This is a genomic window from Psychrobacter sp. ANT_WB68 (assembly GCF_008369115.1).
Taxonomy (GTDB): domain Bacteria; phylum Pseudomonadota; class Gammaproteobacteria; order Pseudomonadales; family Moraxellaceae; genus Psychrobacter.
The window spans coordinates 132,537-145,863 of record NZ_VOAZ01000004.1; the positions used below are offsets into that span (position 1 = coordinate 132,537).

Annotated in this window: 12 protein-coding genes; 7 read left to right on the top strand and 5 right to left on the bottom strand. The window is 44.3% G+C overall.

Annotated elements, in window-relative coordinates; genetic code table 11:
* Positions 1-160: 160 nt before the first annotated feature.
* Positions 161-1,681 (top strand): DUF3360 family protein, encoded by a 1,521-nt coding sequence (locus tag FQ084_RS11735; protein ID WP_149490820.1) that lies wholly within the window; start codon positions 161-163, stop codon positions 1,679-1,681.
* Positions 1,682-1,830: 149 nt separating this feature from the next.
* A complete protein-coding gene (uvrC, locus tag FQ084_RS11740; protein ID WP_149490821.1) occupies positions 1,831-3,675 on the top strand; it encodes an excinuclease ABC subunit UvrC in 1,845 nt (614 codons plus the stop codon).
* Between the two features lie 107 nt (positions 3,676-3,782).
* Here uvrC and FQ084_RS11745 read toward each other — a convergent pair whose 3' ends face one another.
* The 3 genes from FQ084_RS11745 to lgt all read right to left on the bottom strand — a co-directional run bounded on the left by FQ084_RS11745 (position 3,783) and on the right by lgt (position 6,254).
* A complete protein-coding gene (locus tag FQ084_RS11745; protein ID WP_149490822.1) occupies positions 3,783-4,355 on the bottom strand; it encodes a dihydrofolate reductase in 573 nt (190 codons plus the stop codon).
* A gap of 55 nt (positions 4,356-4,410) precedes the next feature.
* A complete protein-coding gene (locus FQ084_RS11750; protein WP_149490823.1) occupies positions 4,411-5,283 on the bottom strand; it encodes a thymidylate synthase in 873 nt (290 codons plus the stop codon).
* Positions 5,284-5,369: 86 nt separating this feature from the next.
* A complete protein-coding gene (lgt, locus tag FQ084_RS11755; RefSeq protein WP_149490824.1) occupies positions 5,370-6,254 on the bottom strand; it encodes a prolipoprotein diacylglyceryl transferase in 885 nt (294 codons plus the stop codon).
* A gap of 155 nt (positions 6,255-6,409) precedes the next feature.
* On the opposite strand from lgt, the gene FQ084_RS11760 reads away from it, so the two are divergent.
* The 3 genes from FQ084_RS11760 (at position 6,410) to FQ084_RS11770 (ending at position 10,257) form a co-directional block, all read left to right on the top strand.
* Positions 6,410-8,011 (top strand): DUF4139 domain-containing protein, encoded by a 1,602-nt coding sequence (locus FQ084_RS11760; protein WP_149490825.1) that lies wholly within the window; start codon positions 6,410-6,412, stop codon positions 8,009-8,011.
* Between the two features lie 84 nt (positions 8,012-8,095).
* A complete protein-coding gene (locus FQ084_RS11765) occupies positions 8,096-8,935 on the top strand; it encodes an NRDE family protein (RefSeq protein ID WP_149490826.1) in 840 nt (279 codons plus the stop codon).
* A 227-nt stretch (positions 8,936-9,162) separates the two neighbouring features.
* Complete coding sequence (locus FQ084_RS11770) at positions 9,163-10,257, top strand: NAD(P)-dependent alcohol dehydrogenase (RefSeq protein WP_149490827.1); 1,095 nt, start codon at positions 9,163-9,165, stop codon at positions 10,255-10,257.
* A gap of 82 nt (positions 10,258-10,339) precedes the next feature.
* Here the strand turns inward: FQ084_RS11770 and FQ084_RS11775 are convergent, their stop codons facing one another.
* Entirely contained in the window at positions 10,340-10,861 is a 522-nt protein-coding gene (locus tag FQ084_RS11775) for an RNA pyrophosphohydrolase (RefSeq protein WP_149490828.1), read from the bottom strand.
* Between the two features lie 538 nt (positions 10,862-11,399).
* Between FQ084_RS11775 and FQ084_RS11780 the strand changes: the two genes are divergently transcribed.
* On the top strand, positions 11,400-11,813 hold the full coding sequence (locus FQ084_RS11780; protein WP_055125345.1) for an OsmC family protein: 414 nt from the start codon (positions 11,400-11,402) through the stop codon (positions 11,811-11,813).
* A 14-nt stretch (positions 11,814-11,827) separates the two neighbouring features.
* Positions 11,828-12,253, top strand: a complete 426-nt coding sequence (locus FQ084_RS11785; RefSeq protein WP_149490829.1) for an MAPEG family protein — start codon at positions 11,828-11,830, stop codon at positions 12,251-12,253.
* An 82-nt stretch (positions 12,254-12,335) separates the two neighbouring features.
* On the opposite strand, the gene FQ084_RS11790 is transcribed toward FQ084_RS11785, so the two are convergent.
* On the bottom strand, positions 12,336-13,295 hold the full coding sequence (locus FQ084_RS11790) for a tRNA dihydrouridine synthase (RefSeq protein WP_316620846.1): 960 nt from the start codon (positions 13,293-13,295) through the stop codon (positions 12,336-12,338).
* Between the last annotated feature and the right edge of the window lie 32 nt (positions 13,296-13,327).

Genomic DNA, 13,327 nt, shown 5'->3' on the forward strand with positions numbered 1-13,327 from the left:
TTTTCATAACGATATGCATAGTATCTTTTAATGTATAAGGTCTCGCATTATCCCTGCCGATGCCTTACAATAGCCGCAATTTTGTTTCGGGCAGCTCGATATATCATCCGATATTAGGGTAATAGGGCCGCTCAAACCTCAGTCGACATAAGGAAATGTGATGAGTGGTACACAGCTTCCCGCCTCAGGGTCAAACCTGCAGCAACCAACCTCTTCTGATAACGATTTGCAAGACAGCTATGTAGATTTACATAAGCCCAGTTCCAGCTTTAAAAATCGTAATGCCTATCTCAATCATGAACTGCAAATCATGCAGCCGAAACGCTGGCGTCCTAATCTGCCGTTCCGTGATTATCGTTTTGAATATGAAGATACGATTCCTGCGATGGCAGCGACCATTGGTAAAGTAGTGATGGTGGGCGCCATTGCGGCAACCTTTGCAGGTCCCCTTGGCTTGGGCGATGCTTTTGTTTTAGAAAACGTCCGCTATGAGCTGCTAATCGTTTCATTTTTTGTCATTTTATTCTCAGGCTTTTTGCTACCGACAGCCAACCTTGCCGGTACACATGGCCCACTGATTCCGCTTATTCCTATTGTGGTTGCCGCTGGCGGTCACCCGATGGCCTTTGGTCTGCTTATCGGTGCTTTTGGTTTGTTACTTGCCATCAGTAAAGGAGGCAGTTTGCTGGCAGACTTGACCAGTAAAGGTGTGTGTGGCGGTTTACTACTGTATCTAGGCTTTATTGGTACCACCTCGCAAGTTAAAAATCTATTCACTTGGGCAGAAGGCATCGGCATGTCTCATATTGCCTTTGTGGTTATTTTGCTCACGATTATACTTTATGCGGTACTAGAGAATTACCAAAAGCGTTGGCTTGCCGTGCCTCTGAGTTGTATATTAGGTGGCGGGGTTGCCTTTGCCATGGGTGCGCCATTTGCCTTCAAGACAGCGCCCGGTCTACCGCATATGAATCCGATGTATTGGTGGGGCGAAAATACCGGTTGGATGCTAGGCTTGCCGACTATTGAAAGCTTTATCGTGGTATTGCCCTTTGCGGTGTTGGCAGTTGCCATGTGGTCGCCAGATTTTTTAGGTCATCAAGTGTTTCAAAAAATCAGCTATCCAAAACGTACGGAACGTGTGCTAATGGATATCGATGATACGATGACCAGTGCTTCCATTCGTCAGGTAGCAGGCTCTTTACTGGGCGGTGCAAACTTTGCGTCATCATGGGGTACTTATATTGTGCCTGCGGCAATTGCCAAGCGTCCTATTCCAGCAGGTGCGATATTAACGGGCTTGTTTTGTATTATTGCCGGTATTTGGGGTTATCCAATGGATTTAGCCATTTGGGAGCCAGTGATGTGTGTGGCGTTGATTGTTGGTGTGTTTATTCCCTTGCTTGAAGCAGGGATGGAGATGACACGTGAAGGTAAAACTACTCAGTCTGCTGCTATTGTGGTTTTTGCCTCAGCCTTAGTAAATCCAGCCTTTGGTTGGTCAATTACCCTCGTACTTGATAATTTAGGCTTGATTGGTTCTAAAGAGCGGAGTGCAAATTTAACCAAGATGAGCCGTTGGATTATCCCTGTGGTCACTTTTTTGATATTAACGGGAGTTATGGCAATCGTTGGTATGTTGCCAGGTATTCCAGCACTATTACCAAATTTCCGTCACTAGTCGCCTTGTAGAGATATTTTTTCTGTAAAAAGTCAGCCTTGGTGCTGGCTTTTTTTATGGTTGTTGCTAACCTGATAAAGGTTCTTGTAAAACGCTCACTATCGCCCCATAAATAGCTATATATCAGTATCTTGAGAGCAGTAAATTCTATGGTTAATGTCTCAGTATCGAGTCCCGTCGACGATAAAAAAGCCCGTCTTAAGCATTTGATTCAGCGCCTGCCAAATTTGCCAGGGGTGTATAAAATGCTCGGTAAAAATGGCGATATTTTATATGTCGGTAAAGCCAAATCGCTTAAAAGTCGCGTCAACAGCTACTTTGCCAAGACTATTGACCATCCAAAGACGCGAGCGTTAGTCGCGCGCATTCATAATATCGAAACCATTATCACCCGTAGTGAAACTGAAGCGCTGCTACTTGAGCAAAACCTGATTAAAGAACACCGTCCGCCTTATAACGTGCTACTGCGTGATGATAAATCCTACCTTTATGTGTTTATTTCAGCCGATAAACCTTATCCAAGATTGGCTTATGGGCGCGGTAAGGGCAACCATCAAAAGGGTCGCTTTTTTGGTCCTTTCCCTTCTGCTCATGCGGCAAAAGAGACATTAGTTTTGATGCAAAAAATGTTTCAGATGCGCCAATGTACCAATACTTTTTTTAAGCAACGTAAGCGCCCTTGTCTGGAGTATCAAATCAAGCGTTGCCGAGCGCCTTGCGTGGGCTTTGTATCGGCAGAAGAGTATGCAGAAGATGTCAATAACACCATTCGTTTCCTAAAGGGCGATTCTAGCGATATTCATAGTACGCTGATTGAAAAAATGGAAGCTTCTGCTGAGGAACTAGATTTTGAAAAAGCGGTCTTCTATCGTGATCAGCTCTCCATGCTGCGCGAAGTGCAAGCGAAGCAAGCCGTTTATACCGTGCAAGGCGAGGCCGACGTGATTGCGATTGCCAGTCAAGCAGGGATGACCTGTGTTAACGTGTTGACCGTCCGTGGCGGGCGCGTGCTCGGTGGTAAGAACTATTTTCCTGATGTCGATAGCAGTGAACCACTCGCTGACAATCTATCGGCATTTATTACTTCCTTCTATTTTCAGGTAACGGATGACTTGCCAGCAGAGATTATCTTAAGCGATGAGTTACCTGATCAGGTCGCGGTTAGTGAAGCACTGGCAACGCATTTTGGCAGCAAAGTTGTCATCAAAACCAACGTCCGTGAGCACCGCGCTGAATGGTTAGACTTGGCTAAATTAAATACCAACAATGCGCTAAAAACCAAACTTGGTGATTATTTAGAGCTACATGCTCGATTTGGTGCCCTTAAAGATGTCCTCTCAGAAGTGACAGAGCGACCGATTGATCGTATTGAGTGCTTTGATATCTCGCATACCATGGGTGAGGCGACCATCGGCAGCTGTGTGGTCTTTGACCAAGGTGGCTCGCGTCGCCGTGATTATCGCCAATATGCGATTCATGATATTGTCGGCGGTGATGACTATGCGGCGATGAAGCAAGTGCTGACACGGCGTTATAAGAAGCAGCCATTGCCTGATTTATTGCTGATTGATGGCGGTAAAGGGCAGCTCAGTATGGCAAAAGAGGTGTTGGTAGAATTGGGCATACTGGGTGATACTCTGCTTATCGGCGTGGCAAAAGGCGAGGGGCGCAAAGCAGGACTTGAGGTATTGCATTTCCTTGACCATGAGCCGCTTGATTTGCCTATGGATAGTAAGGCGCTGCATTTATTGATGCATATTCGCGATGAAGCTCACCGTTTTGCCATTACTGCGCACCGTAAAAAGCGTGATAAGCGCCGTTCGTCATCAGTGCTAGAAGTGATTCCAGGGCTGGGTGAAAAGCGTCGTCGTGACTTGCTCAATCACTTTGGTGGTATGCAGCAATTGTTAGGTGCTTCACAGCAAGAGCTGGCTGGCGTACAAGGTATTGGTCCGGTACTTGCTAAGACGGTCTATAAAGTGCTGCATGAGTAGTTTGATTGATGTCACTTAAAATTAGTTTCTGATAAAAAAACTGGGGGTGGTCTAATATTATTTAGAACAGCCCCAGTTTTTTTTGGTTTTTTAACGATAGCACTTTATTATTCAGCAATTTTTATTCTATAAGTCACAAATTTAAAATCTAGCGCACTTTTTTCATCATGCATCTGCTCAGATTCTTCCGCGACTGCAAATTCACTTGGCAATTCAGGATAAAAGGCATCGCCATCAGTGATTTCAGTATCGACGTGAGTCAGCTCGATACGGTCGGTATACATCATTGCTTCTTTAAACACGCGCTCGCCGCCGATGACCCAAATAGTATCAAGATGCGCACCGTGCGCAAGGCTAGCCGCTTGCGTCAGCGCATCGTCTAAATTATGCATCACATAAGCTTTTTCACTATCAACTAAGCCACTTTGCTCGGCATAGTCTAATTGGGTAGTGATAATAAAGCTGATACGTTTTGGCAATGGTCTGCTGCCCATCGACTCAAAAGTCTTACGACCCATGATGACGATACCTTGTATCGCGCTATCATTTTGCTTGGTCGTCATGCTTTTAAAATGCTGCAAGTCTGCTGAGATATGCCACGGTAGCTCATTTCCTTTGCCGATACAGCGATTGCTACTAATAGCCGCGATTTGGGCAACTTCGGTGTTGGCATAACTCATAAATTATCCTTTGCTAATTCTTAAATATGGTTTAAAACAGACGAATAAACAAACGCTATACGGCAACTTGCGCTTTAATGGCAGGATGCGATTCATAACCATTGACGCTGATATCGTCATAGTTAAAGGCGAAAATATCCGTCACATCAGGATTAAGGGTCAAGGTTGGCAGCGTATAAAGCTCACGCGTCAGTTGCAGTTCAACTTGCTGGCGATGGTTTTGGTAAATATGGCAATCGCCACCCGTCCAAACAAATTCACCAACCTCTAAACCACACACTTGCGCGACCATATGGGTAAGCAGGGCGTAGCTGGCGATATTAAATGGCACACCGAGGAATAAATCCGCTGAGCGTTGATAGAGCTGGCATGACAGTTTATTGTCCGCGACAAAAAACTGAAATAGCGTATGACAAGGCGGCAAGGCAACTTGTTCCGCTTCGCCGGGATTCCAGCCAGAAACGATTAAGCGTCGTGAATTGGGATTATTCTTTATTTGCTCAACGACTTGGGTGATTTGATCGATACCATCGTTATTGTAGATGCCATTTTCGTCTTTAGTAGCGCCATAATTGCGCCATTGATGACCGTAAACTGGCCCTAAATCACCAGCAGGACGGTTAAAGCGCGCTGTTTGCTCAGCAGTCGCCCATTCATTCCAAATGCGCACGCCATTTTCTTGTAAATAATCGACGTGAGTGCTGCCACTTAAAAACCAAAATAGCTCATAGACGATAGATTTAAAATGGACTTTCTTAGTGGTTAACAGGGGAAATCCATCTGCTAAGTCAAAACGTAGCTGCGCGCCAAAGTGGCTCAGTGTACCGGTTCCGGTACGATCGCCTTTTTCGCTGCCATGACTAAGGACGTGTTGTAGCAAGTCTAAATAGGCTTGCTCATTTTTACTGGTATAGTAATTACTGCTCATAAAATTGCTCTTTTACGCTGTTAAAACGTATCTTTAATATAATTCTTTATATCGCTGTTAATAAAGACATTGATGCTAAGTAAGGATTAATAAGCTGACTGCTTACCCCAATCATAAATACCGCGTTTATAAGCATAAATCAGCATGATTAAGCCGGCGATAATCATCGGTGCGCTTAAGAGTTGCCCTTTGGTCATCCAGCCTAACAAGATGAATCCTTGGTCAGCATCTGGCTGACGGAAGAACTCGATGATAAAGCGGCTGATACCGTAGCCTAATAAGAACACCGCCGATGCTGCCATACGTGGGCGCGGTTTTGATGAATACCACCATAAAAAGAGAAATAGCAACAGACCTTCGGCAAAGGCTTCATATAGCTGCGATGGGTGACGGGGTAGCAAATACTGCCCATTTACCTCAAGCATTAACTCTTGTAGCTCAGGATTGGTTTGCAGTTGTTGCGTATCAAAGGCAGTGGCTTGCGGGAAATAGGTTAACCAGTTATAGCCACCATCTGAGACGCGCCCCCATAATTCTCCATTGATATAGTTACCGATACGACCGAATAATAAGCCAGTTGGCACACAAGGCACGATAAAGTCGAACACTTGAAAAGTAGTCTTTTTATATTTGCGCGCAAAGAACCACATGCCCAGCATGACGCCGATAAAGCCACCGTGGAAAGACATGCCGCCTTCCCAAACTCGTAACAAATAAGCAGGATTTTGCAAAAGCTCACCGAACTGATAAAACAGCACATAGCCGATACGACCGCCTAAAATGACGCCAAGTGCGCCATAAAAGACCAAGTCAGAGACCATATCGGTGGTCCAATTGTCGCGTTTGGTACTGCGATACCAAGCCAGACCATAAGCTGCGGCAAATGCTAGCAAATACATTAGCCCATACCAGTGCACTTCCACTGGACCCAAAGAAAGCGCTACGGGATCATACTGAGGATGAATCATCATAAAGGCATCATAATTATTGATAATAAATGCTGTCTATAATAGCAAGATTTGACGCTTGCGAATACTATGATCAGTGAATGCTTAATTGAATGGATAGCAAAGTGCTAAAAAAACCGATAAGATGAAAAAAACGACTCAATCTCTAAGGAAGCCTCATGCAGCCATATTTATCGACATTATCTTTGCTAGGCATAGTGGCATCAGGCGTAACGCTGTGGGTTCCTATAGGCGCACAAGCGGCGATTAGTAATATTGAAAATATCACCATTTACCAAGGCTTAGCTAGCGTAACGCGTACCTTACCAATCAGCGGTAGCGGTGAGCAGACACTGGTTTTTGCTTGCTTATCACCAACCATCGAACCAGATAGTATCAGCGTTCAAGCTGTTGGTAACGTGAATGTTGGCGAAGTCAGTATCGAAACGTTAAGCGCTGAGCAAGCGGCACAATGCCAATATCAAGGCGACGCTACAGTAAAAAGCCAGCAGAGTAACTTAGCTGACATAAGCGCTGAGTTAGAAGCCGCACGTTTAACCAAAGCCTATTTGCAAAATTTGACCAAGGTCACGCAAATAAATACGGCTGGCACGCTTGCCAATAATGCACGCGATTTAGAGACGCAAGCGGCAAGCATTAATAAAAGGATTGTCGAGCTACAGCAGCGAGAGGTGCAAGCTCAAGATGCGCTCAATCAGATGCTGGCGGGCAATATGACTCGGGCACAGAATAGTGTGACCCAAGTCAGTGTGCGCACCGCCAGTCGTACGCCAAGTACCGTTAAATTGCACTATCAAGTCCGCGGTGCCAGTTGGGAGCCGACCTATCAAGCGCGCTTAAATACAGACAGCAAGCAGCTTAATATCACCGCCTCTGCCGTCATCGCCCAACAAACGGGAGAGAACTGGAGCAATGTGCCAGTTATTTTAAGCACCGTTAATCCCAATCAAACGACCACCAGTCAGCTGCCCAGAGTCGAGCGTTTGTCATTGTATGAAGAAGAGCAAGCTAAGTTAAGCCGTTATGCATCGCCTATGATGGAGGCAGCTCCAATAGTCGTTTCTGCGCGAGACAGTTATGGCGGCGGTGCATCGGGAGAAAGTATGCCACCGCTACCGAGCTTTACGGTGAGCAGTCAAAATAAAAATGGTATCACTGAGTATCGCCTGCCGCAGCGTGTCAGTATTCCTAGTGATGGCAGGCGCGTACGCACTATTATCGATGAACAATCTGGCACTAGTAAGCTATGGCTACGCAGCACGCCTAGTGCCGAGACTGCCGCTTATTGGTATGCGTCTGCGCCATTTTTGACACCGGCTTGGGCAGATGGCTCGTTGCAACTGTACCGCGACGATAATTATGTTGGTCAGTCGCGCTATGATTACCAGAGCCTAAAAGAGCAGGGTATTGGTTTTGGTGTTGATCCGAGCCTACTTGTGAAACAGCTGACTGATGAAGATAAAAAAGGTGATAAAGGCGTGTTTAACCGTCAACAAACCAAAACCATCACCCAAGCTTATCAATTTACCAATCAGCACAATCGTAGCGTGCGCTTGCAAGTGTTAGGCGCAGAGCCTGTGAGTAGTGATGACAGTATTAAGGTAAGCGCAACACATACACCAGTGATTAGCACAAAAGATTGGAATGATAATAAAGGTATGGTCGCGTGGGAGTTTGATTTACCAAGTAAACAATCTCAGGTAGTGCAGTCGACGTATAAAATCAGTTACCCTGCGGATAAACAGTTAAATACCAATTAATAGTAAATAATAAGTAGCTTTGAATACTAAATCATAGCCACATGCTAAATAAGAAACCCATACTAATCATATAAAAGGAAAACTATGTGTATCGTCGCCATTGCTTGGCAGTTATTTGATGAACTGCCTTTGGTGTTACTGTCCAATCGTGATGAGTTTTTGCAGCGTCCGACAGAGCCACTACATCAGTGGTCAGATAAGCCTATTTATGCAGGACGCGATAAGCAAAGCGGCGGTACGTGGCTGGGTATTCACCAAGACCAGCAGAAGGGTTTTTATAAGCAAAACGGACGTTGGGCGGCGGTATTGAACTTTCGTGATGGCATGCAGGCAGGTAACGATGAACGCTCACGTGGTGAATTGGTCACGGATTTCTTGACCAGTAGTTTAAGCCCGATGGACTTTGCGCGACAAATCAGCTTACAAGATTATGCAGGCTTCAATCTTATTATTGGTGATGCGGCGCAAGCGGTAATTGTTAATAATCGTGGTCATGCGCCGACACCATTATATGCAGGATTGTACGTGCTATCTAATGGTCAACCAGAAGAGGCTTGGTTTAAGACCGAACGTCTGCGTGGTCGATTACGTCAGGAAGTTTTGCCACTAATTAGCGAAAATAGTGATTTTAAATACTGGCAAGACGCAGCTTTTAATGTTCTATCTGATAGCACACCAGCGCCAAGGGATGCGCTGCCAGAGACTGGCGTACCTATTGAAATAGAACAAGCTTTGTCTTCGATCTATATTGCGCCTACTTATTTAACCAATCTTGAGAAAAGTCTACCTACTTATGGTACCCGTACTCAAAGTATTTTAACGTTGAGTCATAAAAGTAACAATCCTTCGCAGTCTACCGAATCACAAACGACTCATTGTGTTCGCTTAGACAGTCGAGAATACCAACACAATATGAGCGAATAACTTATGAATATTTTGTCGATCTTTATTTATGCTCAATGATACTTAATATAAGAGATTCTGTGCTCAGTATTTAGCACTCTGTGATGGACAATCATTAATTCCATAATTTAATTGTGGATTTTTCTTCAGGTTACTACTATTATATTAATAATATGGATTATTCTGAATATAATCATTGCTAAATCTAATGTGGATTAAGCAAATATTGACAACACAAGGAATGTGACATGACTATGATGAAATCACTAATATTTATTGAGCCTAGTAAAATTGAGATTGTAGAGAAAAAGATTCCTAATGTAGGACCGAATGATGCGCTCTTAAAAATTACGACAACCACGATTTGTGGTACCGATATCCATATTTTTAAAGGTGAGTATCCTGTTGCCAAAGGACTAACGATTGGTCATGAGCCGGTAGGTATTATCGAAAAATTAGGCTCGGCGGTACAAGGCTATAAAGAAGGACAACGAGTGATCGCTGGTGCCATTTGTCCAAGCTTTAGCTCATACGCCTGTCAAGATGGCTTTCCATCACAAGATGGCGGCTACATTCAGCCAGACGGTAGTTGCGCCTGCCATGGCTATAAAGCAACGGGTGGTTGGCGTTTTGGTAACATCATTGATGGCACGCAAGCAGAATACGTTCTAGTGCCAGATGCACAGGCCAATCTTGCGCCTGTACCAGATGGTCTTACCGATGAACAAGTGCTAATGTGCCCCGATATTATGTCTACAGGGTTTAAAGGTGCGGAGAATGCCAATATTAATATTGGTGATATCGTTGCAGTGTTCGCACAAGGACCTATTGGCTTATGTGCTACTGCTGGGGCAAGACTCAAAGGTGCTTCTACTATCATCGCCATTGACGGCAATAATCAGCGCTTAGCAATGGCTAAAAAGATGGGTGCTGACATCACATTTAACTTCAATGAAGTGGATGTGGTTGACGAGATATTAAAACTCACCGGTGGTCGCGGTGTTGATAGCAGCATCGAAGCACTTGGTTTAAAAACCACCTTTGAGCAGGCGCTGAAAGTACTAAAACCAGGCGGCACACTATCGAGCCTCGGTGTTTATTCTGAGGATTTAACCATTCCTATGGCTCACTTTGCTTCAGGTCTCGGTGACCACACGATTCGAACGGCTCTATGTCCGGGCGGTAAAGAGCGCATGCGCCGTTTAATGAGTGTCATTGAAACCGGACGGGTGGATTTATCAGAAATGGTCACTCATACTTATGCTTTAGATGACATAGTAGCAGCATATGATTTATTTATGCATCAGCGTGATGGCGTCTTAAAAATTGCTATCAAGCCATAAGCTGAGCACTTATAAATATAAAAGAGCCTGTATTACTAGATACAGGCTCTTTTGGATTTGATATTAAAAAAACTCTAGTTCTTTATTCCACCAACAAATGGTTGTTTTGTTCCGGAATAATAAGTCCTTGTTGGAGCGGTAATTCGGGTACCAATTCTTGCAAGGCCCGACGATATACGCCGCGTTTAAAGTGAATCACCTGTCCGAGTGGATACCAATAGCTGACCCATTGCCAGTTATCAAACTCTGGTTTCCCCTCATCAAAGCGGATATGTTGAGTGTTCTGCTCATCTAAGCGCAGCAAAAACCATTTTTGTTTTTGCCCAATACACAAAGGATACTGCCCATGACGCACATAGCGTTTCGGCAGGCGGTAGCGCAACCAATCTTGCGTGACCGCCAATAAATCCACATGACGCGGATGTAAGCCGACCTCTTCCCAGAGCTCGCGATACATTGCATCCATCGGCGTCTCCCCGCGGTCGATGCCGCCTTGAGGGAACTGCCAAGCGTTGTGACCAATACGTTTTGCCCACAGAACTTGCCCTTGTGTATTTGCCAAGATGATGCCGACATTGGCGCGAAAGCCGTCTGCATCTATCATGACTAAACCCTTTTAAATTGTTTAAAAATAGCTTATTTCGACAAGGTGCAGTGACAGCAATCATAGTTATTATAAGGTGATTGTTATCGGTACCATGACAAAATAAGATTCATTACCGTTATTAAACCAAGAAACAACCGGAATGTGTAACAGTATTTTGCTATAAAATGTTTCACAAGTTTAATGCTTTAAAATCAGCTACTTATAAGCGGACTTTTGTAAGTTAATTTCGGTTAATCTTGCAAGTAATATAAGTTTAGATAATTATGAAGGTATAAATACTTAAGAATTAAGTTAAGTAGTAAACATCATTTTCCAAAAGGTAATCAAGATGGCAGTTGATAAAAATCAAATGAGGTGATGACTTCATAAATCTCTTTTTGGCTTATGCTACACTAGCAAAAGAAATTATTTTTTCAAAAAACATTGTTTCTCAGAAAATAAAAAATAGGCACCATTCAAATTAAATCTTATGTTAATTAAGAGTTGTGCAAATTAAACATTGGGACATTTACAATGAAAACAAGGAATATTTAAGATGTCAGAGTCAAAAGCAAGCGTTACATGGCAAGAAAACAAAGCCTTTATGGGTGTGTCGCCATCAGGACATAACGTCCAAATCGATGCCGATAAAGAAAAAGGCGCCAGTCCAATGGAGCTGATTTTATTAGGGCTTGGTGGCTGTGCCAGTTATGATGTAGTGGCAATTTTACAAAAGTCGCGCCAAGAAGTGACTGACGTGCGTTGTGAGTTGACCGCTCAACGCGCCGAAACCGTGCCAGCGGTTTATACTGATATCCATATGCATTTTGTGGTGACGGGACAAGATGTCAAAGAAAGCCAAGTAGAAAAGGCAATAAAACTGTCTGCAGAAAAATACTGCTCAGCTAGTCGGATGCTGGTGCAGGGCGGGGTCAATGTGACTCATGATTTTGAAGTGATTGCCGGATAAGGACGATTATACTTATGAGTCTATTCTTTAGGTTGATTCCCGATAGCGCAGCGGCAGGTATTTGGGCGATGGTGGTGGCAAGTTTGCTACCACTAGCGATGGCGCTGACGGCAAAAGCGATTGGCGGCTTTAATTTGGCTGATAATGCGCATCCGCGTGATTTTTTACAAGGGACGACGGGAGCTGCCGCGCGGGCTAATGCGGCACAACAAAACAGCTATGAGACTTTGCCCATATTTTTGGCCGCAGTATTGGTTGCAATGCTATTTTTTGTACCACAATTGATTATTAATACCATCGCTTGGCTTTATGTGCTGATTCGTATTGGTTTTTGCGTGGCCTATATTACCAATTTGGCAACCTTTCGTTCTATTCTTTGGGTGCTGTCGATGGCTTGCTCATTGATGTTATTTTACTTAGCAATTCGGGTCAGTATGTAAGTCGATTTAGCTAAGTGTATAAGGTACTCCACAAATCAGACACTCTACAAATAAGGCGTGTCATCAATACGGTAGTGATTCATTAAGCGACGCTTGCGTGTAAAGCATTAATAATCACTGCTTTATTTTTCTCTCGTTTGATATCGTCCCACAGTGTTTTCGCCTCGCTATAGCCTTTGGTGAGCATCGCCAACCACTGCTTATAACGACCGACTAAAACCACATCGCTTTTCGCCGCACCCTCTAAAAATTTAATCTGATGTGCAATCAAGTCTTGCCATAATAACGTCATTGTATTGTCCGGATCATGATGGTTTTGATAAATTTGACGACTGACATTATCGAGCTGGGCAATCAAGTCGGGACGGGTAACTGCGCCGCGCCCAAGCATTAAATGCGTCGTACCTGATTGCGCCATACAGTTTTGCGCCTGCTCACTATTCCAAATTTCACCGTTGGCAATGACTGGAATGTGCAACGTATTAAAATTCTGAATTTTATCCCAATAAGCGGGCGGTTTATAGCCTTGGGTTTTGGTCCGTGCATGAATGGTTAGCCAATCTGCACCGCTCGCAGCAATCGCAGCTTTGATATCATCCATGCGACTGCTATCGGTATAGCCCAAGCGAATCTTAGCTGATACGGGAATATGACTGGGCACAGCTTGGCGTACGGCGCTGATAATGTCATACATCACTTCAGGCTCATCAAGCAATACGGAACCGCCACGATGGCTATTGACCGTTTTAGCAGGACAACCAAAGTTAATGTCAATCGCCGGCGCACCAAGCTCACAAGCATAAGCGGCGTTTTCTGCCATTAATTGCGCTTCACTACCGAGTAGTTGAATATGAATCGGTGTACCAGAGGCCGTCTTAGCATCGTGATGCAGTTCTGGCACGTATTTATAAAAGACATGCGCTGGCAAGACATGCTGAGTCACGCGAATAAATTCACTGACTGACCAATCATAAGGACGCCCCAAGTCTGCCGCAATCTGTGTTAGGATTTGCCGCATTAACGGGTCGGTTAAGCCTTCCATGGGAGCGAGTAGACGAACAGGATTGGCAAATA